Source organism: Cellulomonas sp. Leaf395, from assembly GCF_001424125.1.
Lineage (GTDB): Bacteria > Actinomycetota > Actinomycetes > Actinomycetales > Cellulomonadaceae > Cellulomonas.
Window position 1 is genome coordinate 1 of record NZ_LMQI01000006.1, and the last position, 24868, is coordinate 24868.

Consider the following 24868-nt stretch of genomic DNA (forward strand, 5'->3'; position numbering starts at 1 on the left):
TAGACAGCTCCACTTCACAACCGGGGGCCTTCGTCTGTCAGACCGACTCACCGCCGAACGGCGGGACAACCTCCTTGGACATCACAGCTAGTCCGTGGACCGATGGGCGACGTCGACGCGCGGACGGGGGACTAGGTGCCGTTCGTCGCCCAAGGAGGCCGTCCGACCGCGGGACCGTCTCGTCACGGCGATCGTCAGCAGGGCGAGCGGCGCGTTGACCAGCCCCGGTGCGCCGACCCACAGCGATTGGGTCGCGACCGCGTACGCACCCCAGAGCACCGCGTTGAGGAACAGCAGCGCCTGCGTGGTCACGGAGACGCCGCGGAGCCGGTGAGGATCACTCCGGCTCTGCCAGACCAGCAGCGCCTGAGGCCACCACACGACGAGGGAGACGACCGAACCCGTGAAACCCGCGAGATCGGCAAGCTCGATCACGGCAGGCTCCGGGACTGTTCTGAGCGCCGCAGCGAGTCGGGAACTTGTGCGCTCTCAACGTGTGCGACGAGGATGGCAGGGGCTCTTCCGCACGCGGCCGCAGAGTCACGAAGCACTGTCATCGGCGCCGACGGAGCGCGGTCGCAACTCGCGCCGCTCGCGCAGGCTCCGCCCCCGAACAGTGCCGAGGTGGCGCTCGATGACTCCACCGGATTCTCCCGTCGACAGCTCTCCCTCGCACTACGGTCGCCTCGCAGGGCAGCGCGTCGCATCGGGAAGATCACCTAGTTCTGTCCCTGACGTCGTGGGTCGGGATCCGGAGCTGAGAAGGATCCAGGACCTGCTTGATCGAGCCCGGCACGGCGCCCCTGGTGCACTCGTGCTGACCGGCGAGGCCGGAATCGGCAAGACGACTCTTCTGGATGCCGCCGACCGGCTCGCTGTGGGCTTCGTCCGGCTGCGTGCACGCGGCGTGGAGTCGGAGGCGGCGCTCGATCACGTTGCGCTCCTCGAGCTACTCACACCGGTTCGCGGCCTCCTCGACGAGCTGCCGGGCCCGCAGGCCGACGCGCTCTCGGCGGCGTTGGGCTGGGGTCGCGACGCGACGGGTGGCGACCGGTTCCTCGTGGCTGCCGCGACACTCACCCTTCTGGCGTCCGCGGCCGCCACGCACCCCGTGCTCGTGCTCGTCGACGACCTGCAGTGGGTAGACCGGGAGTCGGCCGCAGCCCTGCTGCTCGCCGCACGCCGTATGCGCGACGACCCGGTCGTGTTTGTGGTCACGACGCGTTCGGGTCTGGCGACGCCCGGGCCGATCGACGGGTTGGACGTGCTGCGGCTCGCCGGTCTGCCCGCTCCGTCGGCCGCACGGCTGCTGCACGGACCGATCGCGGCCGACGTCGTCGACCGGCTCGTGGAGATGACGCAGGGAAACCCGCTCGCCCTCGTCGAGGTCGCCGACCGACTCACGTCCGCACAGCAGGTCGGCGCCGCTCCGTTGCCTGATCCGTTACCCGTCGGTGCCCGTCTGGGCGCTGCCTACGAGCAGCTGCTGACCGACCTGTCCTCGTCCGCGTGGTGCGCTGCGCTGCTGTGCGCGGCAGACGTCAGCGGTCGCGCGTCCGTTCCCGTCGAGGCCCTGCGCCGACTCGTGACCGATCCGGGTGCAGCCCTCGACGAGGCCGAGGCGGCCGGCGTGCTGGTCCGCCTGGACGGCGCGCTCCGGTTCCGGCACCCGTTGCTCCGCACCTCCGCGCGGGCCCTGGCAACGCCGGCCGAACGACGCCGGGCGCACCTCGAGCTGGCACGTGCGCTGCCGGGGGACGCCGCGCACGCGGAGCGGACCTGGCACCTCGCCGAGGCCGCCGACGGCCCGGACGACCGGTTGGCGGACGAGCTTGTGACTGTCGCTGAGACAGACCGCACGCGGCGGGGATACGCGTCCGCGTCGGCGGCACTGCATCGAGCGGCGCTGCTCACCACCGACCCGGAGCGGGCCGCCGAGCGGCTCGCCGCCGCGGCCGGCGACGCCTTCCTCGCCGGGGACCTGGAGCGGACGCGGACGCTCGCCCGACATGTCCTCGACGGCTCGGCAGGCAGCGCCGCCCGCGGCCGGGTCCTCGGGACGCTGGGCACCCTCGAGCAGTACGCCGGGTCGGTTCCTCGCGCAGCCGACCTGCTCTCCGCGGCAGCGAGTGAGGCCGAGGGCGCGGCGCTGGTCGTGATCCTGACCGAGCTCGCGATCACCCGGTTCCAGCTCGATGACGTCGACGGCGTCGTGGAGTGCGCGGTCCGGATTGCAGGGGCAGCGGACCCGGGGGACCTCGAGCAGCGTGCCCTGAGCGCCTTCACCCGAGGCTTCGCCCGCTTGTTCGCCGGCGACCCCGTCGCGGGACGCACGCTGCTCACCGAGTTCCTCGCGGTCGTCGAGGCTCCGCGACTGCGCGACGACCCCCGCTTCCTGCCGCACCTCTGCCTCGCGGTCGGGTTGCTCGGGGACGCGCTCGGCGCCGACGTCGTGGCCTCGGCGGAACGTCGGCTCGCGCGGGCACGCGAGCAGGGTGCCGTCGGTCTGCTGGTCCCCGTCCTGTCGCTCATGGCAGCCGGTCGCGCGATGCTCGGCGACCATCGCGGTGCGTTCGCCGACGCCGGGGAGGCCGTCGAGCTCGGCGAACAGCTCGGGTACGTCGCGGACACCGCCTACGGGGAGGAGATGCTCGCCTGGCAGTCGGCCGCTCGGGGGCTCCATGACGACGCGCGAGCGGCGCTGCAGCGTGCGCGGGAGCTTGTCGTGCGGGCCGGTACGGCACCGTTTGCCGCCCACCACGCGATCACAGCGGCTTTCTGCGCACTGAGCGCTGGCGACGCGGCACGCGCAGTCACCCTGCTCGAGGAGAGGATGGCCGCAGACGGCGGCATCGGCGCCGGCGGCGAGCCGCTCGGTGTCGCGCCCACTCTCGTCGAGGCGTACCTGGCGCTCGGACGCACCGACGACGCCACCGCCCTGGCCGAGCGTTTCGCCACGGCCACTCCGCCGGGGGCGTCGCCGCTCTCCCTCGCGCTCGTCGCACGCTGCGCAGCGCTCGTCGCCGTCGATCTGGAGGCGGCAGTGACGAGCTACGAGGCCGCACTCGTCGCGCACGCCGAGGCGTTCGAGGCGTTCGAGGAGGCCCGGACGCGACTGCTGTACGGCTCGGCCCTGCGTCGCGCCGGGCATCGGGTGGCCGCTCGGGCACAGCTCAGTCCAGCCCTCGAGGCATTCGCCACGATGGACCTGACGGCCTGGGAGCGTGCGGCCGCGGACGAGCTCGCTGCGACCGGCATCTCGGTCCGACGGGACCGCGGAACGGCCCCGGAGGCGCTCACGTCCCAGGAGTCCCGGGTCGCGATGCTGGTGGCCAGGGGGTTGTCCAACCGCGAGGTGGCCGCGGCGCTCTTCCTCAGTCCTCGGACGGTCGAGCACCACCTCGCGAGCGTCTTTCGCAAACGTGGGTTCAGGTCGAGGACGGAGGTGGCCGTGGCCTTCTCGTCCGCCGAGCGGCCCACGCTCTAGGCCGAGACGTCAACGTCCCGGCCGGCTACGCACACGTCAGTGATCGCGGGGGCGCTGCTCTCGATCGGTCCCCTCGCACTGCTGTCCCTCACCCTTCAGGGGTACCGAACGGTCGACCTCGCCGCCAGCGCGGCCAAGGCGCTCTCTGTGGACCCCGTTCCCCTAGAGTCTCGTGCGATGGGACCGACGACCGCGCCGCGCAAACGCCCGACGATCCGTGACGTCGCGGCTGCGGCCGGCGTGTCCCGGGGCACCGTCTCGCGTGTCATCAACGGTGGGCGCTGGGTGTCCCCGGACTCGCTCGCGGCCGTCGAGAAGGCGATCCGGACCACCGGCTACTCCGCCAACCCGCACGCCCGCAGGCTGGTCACCGGACGGTCGAACTCGGTGGCGTTCCTGCTCACCGAACCTCAGCACCTGCTCTTCGAGGACCCGAACTTCTCGATCCTTCTGCGGGGAGCCGCCCAGGCGTTGGCCGCACGCGGCATGCCGCTCCTGCTGATGGTCGCGGGGACCCCCGAAGAGCAGAAGCAGGTCTCGTCCTACGTCGGCGCCGGGCACGTCGACGGCGTCCTCGCGATCTCGTCGCACAGCGGCAACCCCCTGCTCGCGGCGCTGGTGCGGCAGGGCATCCCGATGATCTCCTGCGGCATCCCGCTCGGCTTCGAGGGCAGCCTCGGCTACGTCGCCGCCGACGACCTCGGCGGCGGGCGGCGGATGACGCGGCACCTGCTCGACCTCGGCCGCACCAGGATCGCGACGATCTCCGGACCCCTGGACACCCCCGGGGGCAGGCTCCGCCTCGAGGGCTACCGCGACGAGCTCGGGTCGCTCTACGACGGGTCGCTCGTGACTCACGGCGACTACTCGCGCGACGGTGGCGCGGCAGCGATGCGGACGCTCCTCGAGCGCCGGCCCGACATCGACGCGGTCTTCGTGGCCTCCGACCTGATGGCTGCGGGTGCCCTGCAGGTGCTCCGCGAGGCCGGCAGACGCGTCCCGCAGGACGTCGCGGTCGGAGGTTTCGACGACTCCGGGCTCGCAGCGACGCTCGACCCGCCGCTCACCACCATGCGTCAGCCGCTAGAACGGATCGCCGGCGAGATGGTGCGGCTGCTGATCGACCTCGTCGAGGGCGGAGAGCCGGCCGCCGTCACGCTGCCGACCTCGCTCGTCGTGCGCGCCAGCACAGGGCCGGTTGCTTCGACCCGTTCCTGACGAGCGGGATCACGCCGACGGCCGGTCCCAGCCGCCCAGTGGTCGATCTGCACGACAGGCGTCTCCTCGACGTCGCACTGTCCTCAGAGCGATCCGCCTGCTCGGGGCCCTGAGAGGGAGAAGACTGTGCACGCTCCCACCCACTGCCGGATGCACGCGCGATCTTGACGCTTCCTCTCCTGCGCTCGTACCGTCGCTCTGTGCTGTGCACGTGCACACCCCAATGAGACAAGGACGTCCCATGCAGCCGATCAGCCGACGCCGAACCTCCACCCTCGCCCTTCTCGCCGCAGGAGCCCTCGTCCTCGGCAGCGCAGGCGCCGCCCCGGCCGAGGAACCCGACGGCCTGGTCAACTTCGCACCTGTCCGCAGCAACCTCGCCGCGAAACCCTGGGTCACGGTGAGCGCCACCGCGGCGCAGGCTGCTGCGGGACTGGCCGTCGACGGCGATCCGGCGACCGCGTGGACCACGCGCGGCGAGCGTCCGCACAGCCTCGTCCTCGACCTCGGCGGTGCGTACGACAACATCCGGAAGATCGGCCTCGTCTTCCCCGACGCTCACGGCACCTACCAGTACGTGGTCGAGGCATCCGGCGACGGGGACACCTGGCAGACCCTCGTCGACCGCTCGGCGAACGACCAGCCGGGTCGCGGTGAGGAGCACCTCGTCGCGCACCCGGGGATCGCCTTCCTGCGCGTCACCGTCATCGACGCTTCGCCGGGCGCCGTCGCCGGCATCAGCGAGCTGTCCGTCTGGAACTACCTGCGCGACGACGTCGTGCTCGGCGCGGACATCTCGTACGCCGACCAGAACGACGCACAGGGCCTGACCTACGTCGTGGACGAGGGCGCCGAGCCGGTGCCGATCCTCGAGGCGGCGGCCGACGCCGGCATGGAGTACATCCGCCTGCGCGTCTTCAACGACCCGCGTGACGAGAAGACGGGCGAGTACCTCGAGCCCGCGTACCAGAGCCCGGAGCGCACCCTCGACGTGGCGCGCAAGGTCGTCGAGCAGGGCATGGGCCTGGGCATCGACCTGCACTACGCCGACTCGTGGGCCGACCCGAGCAAGCAGGCGAAGCCCACGGCTTGGCACGAGCTGCCCTTCGAGGAGCTGACCCAGGCGGTCTACGACTACACGTACGCGACCGTGGACGCGCTCGTCGCGCAGGGCACCGCTCCCGACAAGGTCGCGGTGGGCAACGAGCTCATCAACGGGTTCATGTGGGGGAGCGAGCGTCCGCAGCCCTGGTTCGACGACGCGGCGTGGTGCGGCACGTGCTACTTCAACCACGACCCGTCGTTCGTCTCGCAGCCCGGCGGCGCCCTGCTGTGGGACTACTGGGGCTCGGACGACCCGGCCGAGCAGGCCGCCTACGACGCCGCCTGGGACCGGTTCACCACCCTCCAGGCGTCAGGCATCGCGGCCGTCCGGGACGTCTCGGCGGCTCACGGCGAGGACATCCAGGTCGAGACCCACGTGATCATCGACAACGGGCGGGTCGACAAGACGCTCGAGTTCTGGGACCAGTTCCTCACCCGGCTCAACGCCAAGGGCCAGGACATCGACGTCATCGCGCACTCCTACTACCCCGAGTGGCACGGGACGCCTGAGCACTACGAGGCGAACCTGCACCAGGTCGCCGCGGCCCACCCGGGCTACGCGATGGAGATCGCCGAGACGTCGCACCAGTCGAACGACTGGGACGGCCTCCCGGTCCCGAACTCGCCCTACCCCAAGACCGCGGAGGGCGCGGGCCTCTTCCTCCAGGACGTCTTCCGGATCGCGAACGACCTGCCCGACAACCGCGGCGCCGGCGTCCTGGTCTGGGAGCCTGCGAACTGGCAGGAGATGATCGACTGGTCGAGCAGCGCCTGGCCGGTGCTCACGTTCCACGAGACGATCGAGGTCTACGAGGCCAGCGACGCCGAGTTCGTGGTCGCCGACACCGTCTACCGGACGATCCGCACCTCGGGCGCGCTCGAGCTGCCGGCGACCGTCGACGTCCTCGACGCCGACAACACGCTCCACGCGGTGCCCGTGACCTGGAACGCGGTCCCCGCCGGCGCGACGGCCACCCCCGGACAGTTCGTCGTCGCCGGCACCACCGCCGAGCACGGTCCGGTGACCGCGGTCGTCGACGTCGTCCGGAGAGCGCTCGTCAACCCCTGAGCGCTCCACGCACGACCGGCGGTGGCCCCTCGCGGGCCACCGCCGGTGTGGCCCAGCGTCGCCGCCCCCGCTGAATGCTGGGCAGCCACCTCACGTCGAGTCGACGATGCTGTACGACCTGCTCCCAGGCCGTAGCGCGCGGGTTGCTGCGCCTCCGCACCAGCGACAGGTGCTCTGCGAGCGGAGTGCTAGGTGCACCTAGACGGGGTTGCTGACCGGCTGCGGGAGCACACCGTGCGCGCGAGCGTCCTCCAGGATCGTGGCCGCGTACTCGGTCTGTCGCAGGTAGTCCAACAGCGTCTGGCGGCTCTTCGTCAGGCACGCGATCCGCTCGTCGAGCCCGGTGAGCTCGTCGGCGAGCATCTCGGCGACCTGCCGCGGGCAGGACGCCGCGACGTCCTTGGCCTGGGTCTCCTCGAGGTCGAGCAGCACCTTGGCCAGCCGGGTCGGCACGCCGGCGCGCACGAGGCCGACCACGTGCAGGACGCGTTCGACGTCACGCTCGTCGTAGGTGCGGTACGTGTTGGTGGTGCGGGCCGGGGCGATGAGCCCTTGGTCCTCGTAGTACCGCAGCAGCCGGGTGGAGACGCCGGTACGGCGGGACAGCTCACCGATCTTCACGATCTTCCTCCGATCCCCTTGACCTTCACACTGATGTCAAAGTCTAGCGTCACAGGCATGGAGGTCACCCGGACAGCACCGACCGGCATCCGCACGGGTCTCCCGTGGCCGAGCCTCGTCGTCCTCGGTGGGGCGACGTTCGTCATGGTCACCGGGGAGATGCTCCCCACGGCGGTCCTGCCGCAGATGAGTGCCGACCTCGGCGTCACCCAGGCACGCACCGGGCTTCTCGTCTCCCTGTGGGCCGCGACGGTCGTCCTCACGACGTTCCCGCTGGTCCGGCTCACCCGCCGGTGGGACCGGCGTGGGGTCGTCGCTGCGGCGCTCGTGGTGTTCGCCGCCGCGTCCGCGATCACCGCCGTCGCCCCCACCCACGAGGTCGCCGTAGCCGGGCGCCTGCTCGGCGCCGCCGTGTGCGGGCTGCTGTGGGCGACGGTCAACGCGCACACCGCCGACATCGTGGCGTCGCGGCACCTCGGCACGGCCGTGTCGGTCGTGCTGGGCGGTGCGACCCTCGGCACGGTCGTCGGCGTGCCGCTTGCCAGCGTCATCGCCCGCGGGTGGGACTGGCGCGTGGCGTTCGGGGCACTGGCGCTGCTCGGAGTGGTGGCGGCGGTGCTCGTGCGGATGGTCGTGGCGACGACGGCCGCGAGCGCGGTGGGTCCCACGAGCCCGGCTGGTGCGGCCGGGCCGGAGGACGCCGCCGCCGTGCCGGCACCTGGGCAGCTGCGTCCAGTGCTCCTGGTGGCGGGTCTCGTCGGGCTCGCGCTCGTCGGACACTTCGCCGCGTTCACGTTCGTCACCCGGCTGGTAGCCGACGCCGCCGCCGAGCTCCCCGGCGGCGTGAGCGGGGCACTGTTCGCGTTCGGGGCGGCCTCGGCCGTCGGGCTCGTGCTTGTCGGGCGGGTGGGGGACTGGCGGACCGCTGAGGTGCTCGTCGCGGCGACCGCTCTGGTGGCGGTGTCGCTGCTCGCCCTCACGGTCGTCGGCGGCCGTCCGGTCGCCGGGCTCCTGGTGCTCGTCGTGTGGGGTCTCACCACGGGCACGATCCCGCCGCTCGCTCAGACGCTCATGATGCGGGTCGCCGGGTCAGAGCACCGCAGCACCGCCGGGAGCGTCATCCCCGTGGTCTTCAACGGCGGTATCGCCGTGGGAGCCGCGCTCGGCAGCGTGGTCGTCGACAGGGCGGGGGCCGGAGCGTTGCCCGTGCCTGCCGCACTGGTGGTGGTGGCGGCTGCCGTCGGACTGGTGCTCGCGACGAGGCCGCGCGCGGACGAGCCGGCGGATGTGCGCCCGGGCGCCCTCGAAGCCGTCCCCCCGAGCTGCCTTCGCGCGTGACCGCCTGCGCAGGTCGGCCTAGGCGCCGAACCAGCGCTCGACCTGCTCGACGATGGCCGCATCGAACCGGTCGTCGCTGTGCCGCGCGCGCAGCCACTGCGCGAAGCTCCCGCCTGCGGCCGCATCGGCCTCCCGACGGCATACGTCCGGCTCGGTGACTGCCCGCAGAAGCATCGCCTCGGCCTCTGCGGTCGTGCCGTACAGGAACGGGTAGCCGGCCGGCAGGATTGCACGAGCCCACGGACGGTCGGGCAGGACGCCGACCGCGCCGGCGACGAGCGCCTCGATGTACTCCAGGCCGTAGGACTCGTCGGTCGCGGTCGCCAGGAACGCGGTCGTGCGGGCGAGTGCCGCCCAGTAGTCCTCACGCGTCGCGGTGAGAGGGCCGACCCAGGCCCAGCTGCGCAGCGAGAGGCGCATCGCCGCCTCCGACGCAAGGTGCGACTCGTGCAGCCGGGCCTCGACGCGCAGGGGAGTGCGGCGCGCCAGCCGCTCGACCACGTCGAGGAACACCTGCGGCTGCTTGCGCTCGGACAGGTAGATCGCCGGGTAGAGCACGACGGGAACGTCGGGGTCACGCCGCGGGAGCACGTGGTCGAGCCTGATGCCGAGGTTCACCCACGACACCTCGGCCTTCTCCGCGATCGCCGGGATCGTCCAGCGGTCGATCATCTCCTGGACCTCGCCCGCGGTCCGCTCGGAGTTGGCGAAGGTGGGGAACAGTGCGCAGGACAGCGCGATGCCCGCCCGCTCGACGGGGTGGTTGAGGTTCGACGCGTTCTTCCAGACGAAGTTCATGATCTTCGGCTCGCGTCCTGAGCGCGCCAGGGTCCGCCAGATGCTCGTGGACTCGAGAGCTGCCATGTTGATCACGACGGTCTCGGACGGGTCGACGAGCTCGAGCGGGCGGACGGCGAAGCCCACGCAGCTGCGAGGGACGTCGCCGATCAGTGCCGAACCGGGGAAGATCCGAAGCAGGCGCCTCACCAAGGTCGAGCCGGCGTCGTGGTCCGCGACGTGCCCGTCGGAACCGACGCGGGCGTCGGGGTAGTTGATCGCGATCTTCACCGGTCACCCGCCATCGTCTCGACGAGGCGGTGGTCGCCGGTGGTCGTCGCGTCGCGGACGTCGACGACGTCGGGCGTGCCGTCACCGTCGTCCCCCGGCTCTGCCGGCGCATCGCCGTCGGAGAGGGTCGACTGGATCCGCATGCCGTAGAAGGAGCGGTAGACGAAGACGAGTGACGCGAGGAAGAAGATCGCGGCCAACCACGCGACGAGGGTGTGCATCCCGTCGTCGACGAGCTGGACCGAGAGCTGCACGGCGAGCAGTCCGAACAACGTCGTGAACTTGATCACCGGGTTGAGCGCGACCGAGGACGTGTCCTTGTACGGGTCGCCGACGGTGTCGCCGATGATCGTCGCCTCGTGCAGGGCCGTCCCCTTCGCGTGCAGGTCGATCTCGACGATCTTCTTCGCGTTGTCCCAGGCCCCGCCGGCGTTCGCCATGAAGAACGCCTGGTAGAGGCCGAATATGGCGATGGATATCAGGTAGCCGATGAAGAAGTACGGCTCGACGAACGCGAAGGCGAGGGTCGCGAAGAACACGCCGAGGAACATCGTGAGCATGCCCTGCTGCGCGTACTGGGTGCAGATCTCCACGACCCGCCGGGAGTCGGCCTCGCTCGCCTTGGTCACGCCGTCGAGCCGGATGGAGGTGCGGATGAACTCGACCGCGCGGTAGGCGCCCGTGGTCACGGCCTGGATCGAGGCGCCGGTGAACCAGAAGATCACCGCGCCGCCCATCACCAGGCCGAGCAGGAACGGCGGGTGCAGCAGTGACAGGTTCTGCAGGCCCGTGGTCAGGCCGTCGGTCAGGCCCATGATGATCGAGAAGATCATCGTGGTTGCGCCCACGACGGCGGTGCCGATGAGCACGGGCTTGGCGGTCGCCTTGAACGTGTTGCCGGCGCCGTCGTTCTCCTCGAGCATCGTCTTGGCGTGGTCCCACTCGGGCGCGAACCCGTGGTCCTGCGAGAGCTCGGCCTCGATGCCGTCGATCTCCTCGATCATCGAGAGCTCGTAGACGCTCTGCGCGTTGTCGGTCACGGGACCGTACGAGTCGACCGCGATCGTCACCGGACCCATTCCCAGGAAGCCGAACGCGAGCAGGCCGAACGCGAAGACCGCGGGCGCGAGCATGAGCGCGGACAGCCCGATTCCCGACAGCAGGTACGCGCCGCCCATGAGGCCGACGATGGTGATCCCGAGCCAGTAGGCGGAGAAGTTGCCCGCGACGAGGCCCGAGAGGATGTTGAGCGACGGTCCGCCCTCACGCGAGCTCATCACGACCTCGCGCACGTGACGGCTGCCGGTGGACGTGAACGCCTTGACCAGCTCGGGGATCACGGCACCGGCGAGCGTGCCGCAGGCGACGATGGTCGCGAAGACCCACCAGTGGCTCGCGGTCGGGCCGGTGCCGAGGATCAGATACGTCGTCGCGTAGGTCGCTGCGATGCAGATGCCCGAGGTGATCCACACGAGCGAGGTCAGCGGCGTCTCGAAGTTCATCCGGGTCGCGGTCCTGTACTGCCGCCGGACCCACGCGTCGTTGGCCAGGTAGGCGACGGCCGACGCGACGATCATGACCGCGCGCAGGGCGAACATCCAGACCAGGAGGGTGGCCTGGACGAACGGGTCGTGGACGCCCAGCAGCACGAATGTCACGAGTGCGACCCCGGTCACGCCGTAGGTCTCGAACCCGTCGGCGCTGGGGCCCACCGAGTCACCCGCATTGTCACCTGTGCAGTCCGCGATGACGCCGGGGTTGCGGGCGTCGTCCTCCTTGATCTTGAACGCGATCTTCATCAGGTCGGAGCCGATGTCCGCGATCTTGGTGAAGATGCCGCCCGCGATGCGCAACGCGGCCGCGCCCAGCGACTCGCCGATCGCGAAGCCGATGAAGCACGCGCCGGCGATCTCGCGCGGGAGGAACAGCAGGATGACCAGCATCATCAGCAGCTCGAGGCTGATCAGCACCATGCCGATCGACATGCCGGACTTCAGCGGGATCCGGTGCACGGGCAACGGACCGCCCCGCAGCGCGGCGAACGCGGTGCGCGAGTTCGCGAACGTGTTGACGCGGATGCCGAACCACGCGACGGCGTAGGAGCCGGCCATGCCGAGCAGGCTGAACGCGATGACGATGGCGACGCGGCCCCACGGAAAGTCGATGAGAAACCGGTAGTACACGACGATCACCGCGGCGATGAACGCCCACAGCATCATCAGGAACTGCCCCTGCTTGGCCAGGTACGCCTTGCAGGTCGAGTAGATCAGCTCGGAGACCTCGAGCATCGACGCGTGCACGGGCAGCCGACGCAGCTGGACGAACGCGAGCATCCCGAAGCCGAGACCGAGCACGCAGACGACGAGCCCGAGCCCGAGCAGCAGCCGTCCGGAGACGCCCCCCATCACGCTCACCGTGCCGAGGTCCGGGAGCACGAGGTTCGCCTCGCCCCCTGACCCTGTTCCGGGCGGCGAACCCGCCGAGGAGAGGGCGGTCCAGGCGGTCGCGGGCGTCAGCACGAGTTCCCCGATTCTGTTGGCGTGGTACTCCAACCGAAGGCTCGCGGGTCGCTGACCTGCGCCACCAGGGCCTTCCGGCCCTGCCGTCAGGGATACCGACGACGAATCACAGTGTCTTGTCGGAGCCCGAGCGCCCGCGCCGCAGCACCTGCTTGATCGGCTGCACGACGACGCCGGCGGCACGCATGTCCGCGCGGGTGAGGCGGCGGCTGCGCAGCACGCCGGCGACCCCGACGGCCCAGGGGACGGCGAGCACGGTGAACGCGAGGCGGTAGGCATCGAGCGTGTAGGTCGTCGCGCCCGGCGGGGACACGAGCTGCAGCACCACACCGACGGCGAGCACCGAGCTGATCGTCGAGATGAAGCCGCCGGTGTTGACGAAACCGCTGGCGGTGCCGAGCGTCGAGGCGGGGGACCAGGTGCGTGCGAAGTCCATGCCGACGAGCGACGCGGGTCCGCCGGCGCCGATCACGACGACGAAGACGAGAAGCTGCCACATCGGTCGCGGGGTCGACGGCAGCAGCAGCGCGACCCACGCGGCAGCTGTCAGGCTGCACGAGCCGAGCACGATCCACGAGCGCCGTAGCGGGTGCCGGGCCGTGAGGCGCCCGACGATCGGGCCGGTCGCCATCGCCGACAGGGTGAGGGCGGTCAGCAGCAGGCTCGCCTGCGCCGGTGTGCAGCCCTGCGCCGAGAGGAAGAACGGCACGCCCCACAGCATCCCGACGACGTTCGCGCTGAACGGCGTCGCGAAGTGGCTCCAGAACCCGAGGCGTGTGCCGGCGGTCCGGACGGTGCGGCGGACGGCCGGGCCGAACCGTTGCGCGCTCGGGCCGCGGCTGCGTGGTGTGGCGTCGCGGATCCCGACGAATGCGCCGGCCGACGCGAGCAGGCCGGCGACCGCGAGGGTCCCGAAGGTGGCGGTCCACCCGTGCGCGTGCAGGAGGAAGGCGACGGGGATCGCCGCCACCAGCTGACCCGACTGCCCGATGATCCCCGTGACCTGCACCATCACCGGGACTCGCCGCGGCGGGAACCAGTCCGCCACGACGCGCAGCGCGCTGATGAAGATGCCTGCGTCGCCGGCGCCGATGAGCACGCGGGCGAGCAGGGCCGTCGGCACGTCGTGCGCCAGCGCGAGCACCAGCTGCCCCGACGCCATGACGAGCGACCCCGTCGCGATCAGCGCGCGCGGCCCGAACCGGTCGAGCAGCCGGCCCGCGGGGATCTGCATCGCGGCGTACACCGAGAGCTGCACGACCGAGAACGCGGCGAGACCGGTCGCGCTGAGTCCGAACCGCCGGGTCGCCTCGATGCCCGCGACGCCGAGCGCCGTGCGATGCGTGACGGCGACGACGTAAGCGGTCGCGGCGGCCCCGTACACGATCGCGGGTGTGCGCCACCCGCGGCCGGCGGCCGGGGCGTGGGACATGGACTCACCTCGAACCCCGCGGTGGCTCGGGCACGCGCGTCGTGGCGGGCGGTGCGGGGAACGAGTAGAGGGTACGTGGCTGCGCGGGTCTGCCTATCGATGGCCCGCGCTCGGGACCTTGGACCCTGGAGGACAAGAGGCCAGGCTCGCAGACTGGAACGCAATGAATCGATTCACCGCGTCACCGACGACGGTGGAGAAGCGGAGGCGTGCGATGGCGCATCGGATGATCTGGAACCAGACGGCGTACTTCGGCCCGGGCTCGATCGAGGTGGTCCCCGATGAGCTCGCGAGGCGAGGATTCACGAAGGCGCTGGTGGTCTCGGACAAGGTCCTCATCGAGCGGGGCGTGACCGTGCGCGTCACCGACCTGCTCGACGCGGCGGACTTCCCCTACGAGATCTACAGCGACGTCGAGCCGAACCCCTCGATCGAGAACGTGCAGGCTGGCGTCGCTGCGCTCGCGGCATCGGGCGCGGATGTGCTGGTCGCCGTCGGCGGCGGCTCACCTCAGGACACGTGCAAGGCGATCGGGATCATCACGGCCAACCCCCAGTTCTCCGACGTCCGCTCGCTCGAGGGCGTCGCCGCGACCACACGACCGTCCGTTCCGATCGTCGCCATCCCGACCACGGCCGGCACGGCGTCGGAGACGACGATCAACTACGTCATCACCGACGTCGAGCGCCAGCGCAAGTTCGTCTGTGTCGACCCGCACGACATCCCCGTGCTGGCCGTGGTCGATCCGGAGATGATGTCCTCGGCCCCCCGCGCTCTCAAGGTCGCCACCGGCCTGGACGCCCTGACGCACGCCATCGAGGGCTACGTCACCAAGGGTGCCTGGGAGCTGTCGGACCTGTTCCACCTCAAGGCGATCCAGGTCATCGCCACGTCTCTGGCAGCCGCCGCCGAAGGCGACGAGCTGGCTGCCGAGCGGATGGCGCTCGCGCAGTACGTCGCCGGCATGGGCTATTCCAACGTCGGCCTCGGTCTGGTGCACGCCATGGCGCACCCGCTCGGCGCCTTCTACTCGGCGCCGCACGGCGTGGCGAACGGGATCCTGCTCGCGCCGGTGATGGCGTTCAACGCACCGGCCAGCGGGGAGAAGTACCGCGACATCGCCGCCGCGTTCGGCGTCGCCGGTGCGCACACCATGCCGCTCGACGAGGTTCGTGGGGCGGCAGTCGACGCCGTCGCGGCGCTGACCCGAAACCTGGGCAACCCGACGTCCCTCGGCGCGGTGGGTGCGACCGAGGCGGACATTCCCGCGCTGGCCAAGGCGGCCTTCGAGGACGTCTGCGCCGGCGGCAACCCCCGGGAGGCTTCGGTGCCCGAGATCGAGCACCTCTACCGGTCGCTGCTCTAGCAAGCTTCCGCATCCCTCCAGACGCGCCGTTGCCGGGTAGCTGACGTCGGCTCGCGTCGATGGTGCCGGTCCGGTACGCCATGGAGGGCACCGCTCACGGTGGCCGCGGGTACCGTCCCGAGAGTGGAGATCCTGCACATCACGCGCCGGTCGGACTGGGACGCGGCCCGGGCGGCCGGCAGCTACCGCTGGTCGACCAGGGGCCGCACCTACGAGGATGTCGCGTTCATCCACGCGTCGTCGCGCGCGCAGCTGCCCGCGGTCGCCGCCTTCGTCTTCGCGGGCGACCGCGACGAGTTGTGCGTCCTGCGCTTGGAGACCCGCACGATCACGGCCGCCGGCACCGAGGTCCGGTTCGAGGACGGCGGCAACGGCGAGCTCTACCCGCACGTGTACGGGCCCATCGACCCTGCCTGGGTGCTCGACGTGCTGCCGGCGCACCTCGGGCCGGACGGCGTGTTCGCTTGGGGGCCCCCCTTCTGACCCTGTGAGGGTGAGGCCGCAGTCTGGTCACCCGACCGGGTGACGCTCGGCCGGGCGTCGGGCCACGGGCCATGACGAACCCGCGGGTGAAACCTGCCCGTCGCCGCCCAGACGTTCTCGCACTGCAACGCCCCGAGTCGGGGGCAAACCGGCCCTCGACCCCCTCGGCGACCGGTCCGCCATGCTCGCCACCTGCTCAGACGCGCCTCCCGGTGTGATCGGCCGCGTCCCGGAGTGCTGCTCGGCGGCTGGCGCGCCGATCAGGGCGCGACGCGATGCAAGAGGCCGGTAGGGACTTTCGTCCGTACCAGCAACCAGGACAAACCGGGTAGGTCTGGCATCAACTGAACAGCAGTCCGAGAGCGTCCATCGGCGGGCGCGTGTGCGCCCACCGATCACTTGAGCCCACGGAGGCGTGGGGCAACGGCCCGGAGTCCAGACGACCCCGGGAGTCCGGCGGGTGGAAGGAATCTCATGTCAACGCAACTGGTCGCGCAGTCCCGATGTCGGAATCTGCGACGACGTCCCCATCGCCCCCGCGCGGTGCTCGCTTCGCTCTCGCTCTCTGTCGTCGTCGCCGCCATGATCCTTCCGGCCGGCCCCACCGGAGCGCTCGGCGCCGCACCCGTCGTGCCCGCGGCGCTCCCGTCGGGCCCCACGGACGCCTCGACGGTCCCGCACTACTTCGGGCCGTGGCCCAACTGGGCCAACAGCCCCTTCACGCTCCCCGCAGCGACCGTCGCCATCGCCGGTGACGGTGCGGATGCTGCGGCGACCGCCACGGTCGACCCGGTCTCGGGCGGGATCTCCGCCGTGGAGGTGACCGCGCCCGGCAGCGGGTACACGGTCGCCCCCCAGGTGACCATCTCAGGTGGCGACGGCACGGCGACCGCAGTGGCGACGATCGCGAGCACCGGCACGGTGACCCGGTACGTGGTGGACGGCGCGGGCGCCGGCTACTCCGGCTTCGCGGTGACTGTCTCGGACGGCGGGGGCTCGGGGGCTGCCGCGACCGCCTCGGGCGGCGTGGACGCGGTCACGATCTCGGACGGCGGCGCGGGATACACGATGCCGACCGTCGAGTTCGACCTGCCCGCGCTGCCTGACGGCACGCAGGCGAAGGGGCACGTCCCGATGATCGCCAACGGCGACGCGGTCGACGGCATGGACGCCGCCGGAACCATCACCGCTGTCGTCGTCGACGAGGCGGGTTCGGGCTACACGAGCGCGCCCGGCGTGGCGATCCACAACGGGACGATCTTCGATCCCATCGCCGGGGCGACTCCCGCCCAGGTCGGATCCACGCTCGCGCTGGTCGCGGTGACGCCGGACGAGCTGGGCGCCGACTACACGAGTGCGCCGACCGTGGTCGTGAGCGACCCCGTCGGCACCGGCTCGGGTGCGGCAGCGAGCGCACGGACGTCCATCGGTGCCGTCACCGGCATCGAGGTGACCAGCCCGGGCAGCGGCTATCTCACGGTCGGCATGCGCAAGTTCCAGGACGCGCTGCCGCTCCCGTGCGACCCGGCCGCTGCAGGATGCCCGTCCGACCCGTCGGCCAAGTTCCTGCCGGTCGCCGTCCCGGAGCCGAAGACCTACGGCACCGCCCAGGAGGCCGACGAGTACGTCATCGGGCTCGTGCAGTACCGGACGGTCTTCAACGCGGACCTGCCACCGACGCTCGTGCGCGGCTACGTGCAGCTCGAGACGGCCGCCAACGCCGCCGTGAGCCAGCACTTCCCGCTGGTCAACGAGCTGCTGGACGGCACCTCGGTCCCCGCGACCGATGCGAACGGCAACCAGTACCTCGCCGTGACGAGCCCGCAGTACCTCGGCCCGATCATCGCGGCCACCAAGGACCGCCCCGTGCGGATCGTCTTCCGCAACCTGCTTCCCACGGGCTCGGACGGCGACCTGTTCCTGCCGACCGACAGCAGTCTGATGGGCTCGGGCATGGGCCCGATGGCGATGGCGGCACCGACCGACGACGGATCGGTCGTCGACTCGGTGCGCAACCCGGAGTGCTCGCAGGACCCGAAGCCGGAGAGCTGCTTCGCGGACAACCGCGCCACCTTGCACCTGCACGGTGGCATCACGCCGTGGATCAGCGACGGCACGCCGCACCAGTGGATCACTCCTGCACAGGAGTCGACCGGCTGGCCGCAGGGGGTCAGCGTCAGTGAGGTCCCCGACATGGCCGAGGTGGGCTGCACCGCGGCCGACGACGGCTGCCAGACCTTCTACTACACCAACCAGCAGAGTGCGCGGCTGATGTTCTACCACGACCACTCGTGGGGCATCACCCGCCTCAACGTGTACGCCGGCGAGGCCGCGGGGTACACGATCACCGACCCGACCGAGCGTGCGCTGGTCGACGCGGGGACGATCCCCGGCGCCGGTGACACGCTCCCGCTCATCGTCCAGGACAGGACGTTCGTGCCCGGCCCGGAGCAGCTCGCCGCGCAGGACCCGACGTGGGACACCGACCGCTGGGGCACGAAGGGCAGCTTCTGGTACCACCACGTGTACATGCCCGCGCAGAACCCCGGCGACCCGTCGGGCATGAGCGCGTACGGACGGTGGATGTACGGACCGTGGTTCTGGCCGCCGGCCGGGGACACGACGTACGGGCCGATCAAGAACCCGTACTACGAACCCACGTGCGACCTGGACGTGCCGTCGACCTGGCAGTACGACACGGACCCGTTCTGCGAGCCCGAGCTGATCCCCGGCACACCGAACATCTCGGTGGGCATGGAGCAGTTCAACGACACACCACTGGTCAACGGTGTGGCGTACCCGACGGTGACGCTGGACCCGAAGACCTACCGGATGCGTGTCCTCAACGCGGCGAACGACCGGTTCTTCAACTTCCAGTGGTACGTGGCCGACCCGACGCAGGGTGACGGGACCACCGAGGTGGCTCTCGACGCGAGACTGCTCGCGGCGGCGCAGACCGACCCGGTGGTCTTCCCGACCCCGGTGGACGCGAACAACAGCGCCGCCGGGCCTGACTGGGTGCAGATCGCCAGCGAGGGCGGCTTCCTGCCGGCTCCGACGGTGATCGACGGGCAGCAGCCGACGACCTGGATCACCGACCCGACGCGATTCGACGTCGGCAACGTGGACAAGCACTCCCTGCTGCTCGCTCCCGCGGAGCGCGCGGACGTCATCGTGGACTTCTCCAAGTTCGCGGGTCGCACGCTCATCCTGTACAACGACGCACCTGCCGCCTTCCCGGCCCGTGTGCCGTCGTACGACTACTACACCGGCGCTCCCGACCTCAGCCCGGTCGGCGCCCCGGAGATCCTGCCCGGGTACGGACCCAACACCCGCACCGTCATGCAGGTGACGATCGCGGCGGTCGATCCGGCTCCGGCCTTCGACCTCGTCAAGCTGCAGGCGGCGTTCAAGCACAACGCCCAGGGCACCGGCGTGTTCGAGTCCGGGCAGCACCCCGTGATCGTCGGCCAGGCCGCGTACAACAGCGCGTACGGGTCGTCGTTCGCCGCGAGCAGCAACTGCAACGCCAAGGGCTCGCCGCTGCAGAAGTGCGACGGCCTGGTCCGCGTCAACGACACGACGGCGTTCGGGTTCAACACGCTGCGCGGCCAGGCGACGAAGTCGTCGGTCACGCTGCAGCCCAAGGCGATCCACGACGAGATGAACGCGACCACGTTCGACGAGTTCGGCCGCATGCAGGCCAACCTCGGCGTCGAGGCGCAACCTCCGACACCGGGGGCGCAGAACGTCACGCTGTACCCGTACGTCAACCCGGCGACCGAGATCATCGACGGCACCGCGCTCCCGAGCGCGGACGTCAAGGTGACGCCCGTGTCGTCGACGTCGGACGGGATGCAGATCTGGCGGTTCACGCACAACGGCGTCGACACCCACCCGATCCACTTCCACCTCTACGACGTGCAGGTGCTCAACCGGGTGACGTGGGACAACATCATCATCCCGCCTGATCCGAACGAGCTGGGCTGGAAGGACACCGTCCGGATCGCGCCGCTCGAGGACACGATCGTCGCGCTGCGGCCGATCATCCCGAAGGTGCCGTTCGAGGTGCCGAACTCGGTGCGGGCGCTCAACCCGATGATGCCGACGGGCTCCACCGCGATGTTCAACAACGTCGACGTCCAGGGCAACCCCACGACGCCGATCGCGAACAAGCTGGTGAACTTCGGGTGGGAGTACGTCTACCACTGCCACATCCTCAGCCACGAGGAGATGGACATGATGCGACCGGTCAGCCTCGCGCTGCCGCCGATCGCACCGGACGCACCGACGTTCACCACGACCGGCAACGGGAACAACCGGCGCCTGGTGGTGACCTGGGCTGACAAGTCGATCACCGAGACCGACTTCCAGATCCAGCGCACCACGGACGGGACGACGTGGACGACCGTCAGCACGGTGCCGCAGCCGCTCGTGGGCAACACCCACGGCGTGCGCACGGCCACCGACACGACGTCGTCGGCGACGGCGCCCGCGCTGTACCGGGTGGTCGCCCGCAACGCGGTCGGCTACGGCGGGCAGTTCCCGAGCCTGACCGTGCAGAGCGCGTCCGCGGCGGTGGCCGTGAACGCACCGGCGGCACCGACCGGGTTCTCGGCGACGCTGCAGGCGGGGCCACGGGTGGCCCTGGCGTGGAGCGACGCGGCGACCAACGAGACCGGCTACGTCGTGCAGCGCTCGACGAGCGGGGGAGCCTGGTCGCAGATCGCGACGCTCCCTGCCGGGGCGAAGAGCTACTCGGACACGGCGGTGTCGCTCGGGTCCGCGTACTCCTACCGGGTGGGGGCCGTGAACGTCGCGGGCACCGCCCTGAGCCCCACGGTCGATGTCACGGTCAGCGCACCGGCAGCCCCGGCACCGGCCGCGACCGCGGCACGGTCGACCAACACCCGGGAGCAGATCACGGTCACCTGGCCGGACGTCTCGAACGAGAGCGCCTACACCGTCCAGTGGAGCGCCAACGGCTCCACCGTCACGGGCTCGTCGACCCGAGCGGCGAACTCGACCAGCTACACCACGGGGAACCTGGCCATCCAGCCCTGGTACGTCCGAGTGGGTGCGACCAACGCGCTCGGCACGACCTGGTCCGGTTGGATCGCCGTTCCGGCGGCGCCCTGACGACGCCGACCGAATGATGCGGTGCGGCCGCACGAGCGACTCGTGCGGCCGCACCGCAGCGGCGCGCGCGGGAGCCCTGTCGACAGATGGTGCCGGCTCCCGCTGGATCGACAACCAGGTGGCAGTCTCACGCCGCAGTAGGTGAGACTGCCACCTGGCGGAGAACGAGGTCAGGCGTTCGACTCGCTCAGGAGCGCCTCGGCGGTGGTCGAGCCCGGAGTCGCTCCTGTGGCGGCTGCGTGCCGGGCGTGCCGCTGCAGGACCGCATTCACGGGGGTCGGGACTCCGTGCAGACGCCCCAGGAGCACGATCTCGCCGTTGAGGTGGTCAGCCTCGATCGACCCGGTGCCGCGCACGAGCGACTGCCAGGACGACCCGCCGCCGTGCTCCTGGCCCGGCAGGCGGCTCATGCGGAAGTCGGCGCGCGCCGCGTCGTGCGAGGCCTCGTCAAGAACGGCGATCCCGGCGGCACGGAGCACCGCGCGGCCTTCGTCGTCGGCCCGGGAGACGAGCTCGGCGGCGGCGTCGTCGCGCGCGGTGCCGCACAGCGCCTCGACGGCGTTCGCGAGGTTGGAGAGCAGCTTCCGGTACTTCCATGCCATGACGTCGACGGTCACGGGTGCGCGCAGCCCGGCGTCGGTCAGGTCACGGGCGTACGCGGCGAGCACGGCGGCGTCGGCAGAGGACGGCGCTACCGGGCCGATCGTGAGAACGCCCGGCACCGGGGTCCCGCCGGCCGAGACACGGCCGGGTTCGAGGTAGGTGGCGGGCAGCCAGACGCACATCGCGACGACGGTGGCGAACCGGCGCAGCGCCGCCCGCTCGTTGTCCACACCGTTCTGCGCGCAGACGAGCGCGAGACGGTCGCCGGCCGTGCCACCTCCGGCCACGGGTCGGTCCACCCAGGCATCGAGGGCGGCGTCGGTGTCCTGGCTCTTGACGGCGAGCACTAGCACGTCGTCGGGGCGCAGGTCGACGTCCTGCGGTCCCGCGGCGACGGGCGGGTGGACCAGCACGGTGCCGGCCGCCGTCGTGACCTCGAGCCCACCGCCGCGCAGGGCGTCCAGCTGCTGCCCACGCGCGACCAGGACGACGTCCTTGCCCGCGCTCGCCAGGAGCCCACCGATGACGCCGCCGACCGCACCTGTCCCGATGATGATGTGTCGCACCGGGACAACCTCCCACGACGACCTGGCTGGTCGCCTGGTGGACGCCGTCGGCATCCGTCGAGTACGTCACACTGCCCATCGCTCGGACTCGCGGGACCCGATCCGGCCGCGTGCCGTAGTTTTTGCCCGTGACCGCACCTCTTCCCCCGAGCGACACCGCCGCGAGCCCTGTGAGCCACGAGGTGCCCGAGCCGCTGCGCAACGACGTCCGCGTGCTCGGCGAGTTCCTCGGCCGGGTGCTGCGCGAGGCGGGCGGTGACGATCTGCTGGCCGACGTCGAGCACCTGCGCGAGCTCGCGATCCGGGCGCACAACGGCCCCGACGCGGACGCGCTGGCCCAGGCGGAGGAGCTGGTCGCCGGGTTCAGCCTCGCTCGTGCCGAAGAGGTCGCGCGGGCGTTCACGTGCTACTTCCACCTGGCCAACACGGCGGAGGAGTTCCACCGCGTGCGCGTCCTGCGGGACCGCGAGGCCAACCTCCTGCCGCACCACCTGGCACCGGACGACTCGCTGCCCGCGGCGGTCGCGCAGCTGGCGGACGAGGTGGGGGAGGACGTCGCGCGGCAGCGTCTCGCGGAGCTGGAGTTCCGGCCCGTGTTCACCGCGCACCCGACCGAGGCCCGTCGACGGGCGGTGTCCGGCTCCATCCGCCGCATCGCCGAGCTGATCGCCGAGCGCGACCTGCGCTACACGGGTGGGATGTCGCTGGCGGAGAACGACCGTCGTCTGCTCGCCGAGATCGACACGCTCTGGCGCACCGCCCCGCTGCGTGAGGCAAAGCCGTCGGTGCTGGACGAGGTCCGCACGGTGATCAACGTCTTCGAGGCGACCCTCGCGGACGTGCTGCCGGAGGTCTACCGGCGACTCGACGACTGGCTGCTGGCCGATGCCGCCGGCACCACGGCTCCCGCCGTGCGGCCGTTCGCACGGTTGGGGACCTGGATCGGCGGGGACCGCGACGGCAACCCCAACGTCACGGCGGAGATCACCGAGACGGCTGCGGGCATGGCCTCCGAGCACGCCCTGCTGGAGCTGGAGGCCTCGGCACGCAAGGTCGCGCACGGCCTCACCCTCGACGCGTCCGGCACCCCGGGCTCGGCCGAGCTGGGTGCGCTGTGGCAGCGCCAGCGGGGCCTCTCCGCGGCGCTGGCGACCCGGATCGCGGTCGACGCACCCAACGAGCCGCACCGTCGCGTCGTCTACTTCCTCGCGGAGCGCATCGCGGCGACGCGGACGCGGAACGCTGACCTCGGGTACGGCGCGGCCTCGGAGCTGGAGGCCGACCTCCATGTCGTGCAGCGCTCGCTGGCCGAGGCGGGGGCGACCCGGTCGGCGTACGGCGACCTGCAGAGGCTCGTCTGGCAGGTGCAGACCTTCGGGTTCCACCTGGCCGAGCTCGAGGTGCGGCAGCACTCCCAGGTCCACGAGGGCGCGCTCGCCGACCTCGCGAAGAACGGCATCGGCGGCACCCTGGAGCCGCGCACGACCGAGGTCATCGACACGTTCCGCGCCATCGGCGCGGTGCAGCGCCGCCACGGGGTCCTCGCCGCCCGTCGTTACATCGTGTCGTTCACCCAGTCCGCCGAGCACCTCGCGGCCGTGTACCAGCTGGCCGAGATCGCGTTCGCCGGTGTGGAGGCGCCCGTCATCGACGCGGTCCCGCTGTTCGAGACGTTCGCGGACCTCGAGGCCTCGGTCGACATCCTCGACGGCGCCCTCGCGCTTCCGCAGGTGCAGCGCCGGCTCGCGGAGAACGGCCGCCGGGTCGAGGTCATGCTCGGCTACTCGGACTCGTCCAAGGACGTCGGACCCGTCTCCGCCACGCTGACGCTCGACACCGCGCAGCGCCGCATCACCGAGTGGGCCCGTCGCAACGACATCGTGCTCACCCTCTTCCACGGCCGCGGTGGCGCCCTGGGTCGCGGTGGCGGCCCCGCCAACCGGGCGCTGCTCGCCCAGCCTCCGGGGTCGGTCGACGGCCGGTTCAAGCTCACCGAGCAGGGCGAGGTCATCTTCGCCCGCTACGGCGACCCGGTGATCGCCGCCCGCCACATCGAGCAGGTCGCGTCGGCGACGCTCCTGGCCGGGGCGCCCTCGGTCGAGCGCCGCAACTCCGCGGCCACCGAGCGGTTCACCGCGCTCGCCGCGCAGCTCGACGTGTCGTCGCGCACCCGGTTCCACGAGCTGGTCAAGTCCCCTGGATTCCCGCAGTGGTTCGCCGAGGTCACGCCGCTCGAGGAGGTCGGTCTGCTGCCGATCGGCTCGCGTCCCGCGCGGCGCGGTCTGTCGGTCGAGTCGCTCGACGACCTGCGCGCCATCCCGTGGGTGTTCAGCTGGTCGCAGGCGCGGATCAACCTGGCCGGCTGGTACGGCCTGGGCACCGCGCTGGCGGCAACCGACGACCTGGACGAGTTGCGTGAGGCGTACGCCCAGTGGCCGCTGTTCACCACGATGATCGACAACGTCGAGATGTCGCTGGCCAAGACCGACGAGCGCATCGCGGAGCGGTACCTGGCGCTCGGCGACCGCGACGACCTGGCGAAGCTGGTGCTCGAGGAGATGGCCCTGACCCGGCAGTGGGTACTGGCCATCACCGAGAGCGAGGCGATCCTGTCGCGCCGGCGGATCCTCGGCCGAGCCGTCCAGCTGCGCAGTCCGTACGTCGACGCGTTGTCGTTGCTGCAGCTGCGTGCCCTGCGCGGCCTGCGCACAGGTGCCGCGCCCGAGCAGGCGGACGACCTGCGCCGGCTCCTGCTGCTCACCGTCAACGGTGTGGCCGCGGGGCTGCAGAACACCGGCTGACCAGAGCGCCCGACCAGCTCGCGGAAGGACTCGGCCTGTGCCGGGTCCTTCCGT

At 71.3% G+C, this 24868-nt stretch carries 14 protein-coding genes; 8 read left to right on the plus strand and 6 right to left on the minus strand.

All coding sequences use genetic code 11. From position 1 onward, the window contains the following. Positions 1-87 precede the first annotated feature (87 nt). Positions 88-435: a PQ-loop repeat-containing protein gene (locus ASG23_RS19235; RefSeq protein ID WP_056028689.1), complete on the minus strand. Its 348-nt coding sequence runs from the start codon at positions 433-435 to the stop codon at positions 88-90. A gap of 199 nt (positions 436-634) precedes the next feature. On the opposite strand from ASG23_RS19235, the gene ASG23_RS19240 reads away from it, so the two are divergent. The 3 genes from ASG23_RS19240 (at position 635) to ASG23_RS19250 (ending at position 6878) form a co-directional block, all read left to right on the plus strand. Beyond that, positions 635-3487, plus strand: coding sequence for an ATP-binding protein (locus tag ASG23_RS19240; protein ID WP_082516375.1), 2853 nt, complete (start codon positions 635-637; stop codon positions 3485-3487). 177 nt (positions 3488-3664) lie between these two features. Further along, complete coding sequence (locus ASG23_RS19245) at positions 3665-4705, plus strand: LacI family DNA-binding transcriptional regulator (RefSeq protein WP_056028740.1); 1041 nt, start codon at positions 3665-3667, stop codon at positions 4703-4705. A gap of 241 nt (positions 4706-4946) precedes the next feature. Continuing rightward, positions 4947-6878: a glycosyl hydrolase 53 family protein gene (locus ASG23_RS19250; protein WP_056028695.1), complete on the plus strand. Its 1932-nt coding sequence runs from the start codon at positions 4947-4949 to the stop codon at positions 6876-6878. 198 nt (positions 6879-7076) lie between these two features. Here ASG23_RS19250 and ASG23_RS19255 read toward each other — a convergent pair whose 3' ends face one another. Beyond that, entirely contained in the window at positions 7077-7499 is a 423-nt protein-coding gene (locus tag ASG23_RS19255; protein ID WP_056028698.1) for a MerR family transcriptional regulator, read from the minus strand. A gap of 57 nt (positions 7500-7556) precedes the next feature. On the opposite strand from ASG23_RS19255, the gene ASG23_RS19260 reads away from it, so the two are divergent. After that, positions 7557-8837, plus strand: a complete 1281-nt coding sequence (locus tag ASG23_RS19260; protein WP_157465766.1) for an MFS transporter — start codon at positions 7557-7559, stop codon at positions 8835-8837. An 18-nt stretch (positions 8838-8855) separates the two neighbouring features. On the opposite strand, the gene ASG23_RS19265 is transcribed toward ASG23_RS19260, so the two are convergent. From ASG23_RS19265 to ASG23_RS19275, 3 genes are all read right to left on the minus strand, one after another. Then, a complete protein-coding gene (locus tag ASG23_RS19265) occupies positions 8856-9905 on the minus strand; it encodes a glycosyltransferase (protein WP_056028704.1) in 1050 nt (349 codons plus the stop codon). After that, on the minus strand, positions 9902-12424 hold the full coding sequence (locus ASG23_RS19270) for a sodium-translocating pyrophosphatase (RefSeq protein ID WP_082516377.1): 2523 nt from the start codon (positions 12422-12424) through the stop codon (positions 9902-9904). The genes ASG23_RS19265 and ASG23_RS19270 overlap by 4 nt, the downstream gene beginning before the upstream one ends. Positions 12425-12530: 106 nt before the next feature. Continuing rightward, on the minus strand, positions 12531-13856 hold the full coding sequence (locus ASG23_RS19275; protein ID WP_056028707.1) for an MFS transporter: 1326 nt from the start codon (positions 13854-13856) through the stop codon (positions 12531-12533). Positions 13857-14070: 214 nt separating this feature from the next. Here ASG23_RS19275 and fucO point away from each other — a divergent pair, with 214 nt between their 5' ends. From fucO to ASG23_RS19290, 3 genes are all read left to right on the plus strand, one after another. Further along, positions 14071-15222 carry a lactaldehyde reductase gene (fucO, locus tag ASG23_RS19280; RefSeq protein WP_056028710.1) on the plus strand — a complete coding sequence of 384 codons (1152 nt, stop codon included), beginning with the start codon at positions 14071-14073 and terminating at the stop codon, positions 15220-15222. Between the two features lie 123 nt (positions 15223-15345). After that, positions 15346-15705 (plus strand): DUF952 domain-containing protein, encoded by a 360-nt coding sequence (locus tag ASG23_RS19285; protein WP_082516378.1) that lies wholly within the window; start codon positions 15346-15348, stop codon positions 15703-15705. A gap of 543 nt (positions 15706-16248) precedes the next feature. Beyond that, positions 16249-20844: a multicopper oxidase domain-containing protein gene (locus tag ASG23_RS19290; protein WP_235521304.1), complete on the plus strand. Its 4596-nt coding sequence runs from the start codon at positions 16249-16251 to the stop codon at positions 20842-20844. Positions 20845-21014: 170 nt separating this feature from the next. Here ASG23_RS19290 and ASG23_RS19295 read toward each other — a convergent pair whose 3' ends face one another. Then, the gene (locus ASG23_RS19295) at positions 21015-22013 is read right to left on the minus strand and encodes a ketopantoate reductase family protein (RefSeq protein WP_056028716.1); all 999 of its coding nucleotides are present in this window, start codon (positions 22011-22013) and stop codon (positions 21015-21017) included. 128 nt (positions 22014-22141) lie between these two features. Between ASG23_RS19295 and ASG23_RS19300 the strand changes: the two genes are divergently transcribed. Then, positions 22142-24814, plus strand: a complete 2673-nt coding sequence (locus tag ASG23_RS19300) for a phosphoenolpyruvate carboxylase (protein WP_056028719.1) — start codon at positions 22142-22144, stop codon at positions 24812-24814. Positions 24815-24868: the final 54 nt, after the last annotated feature.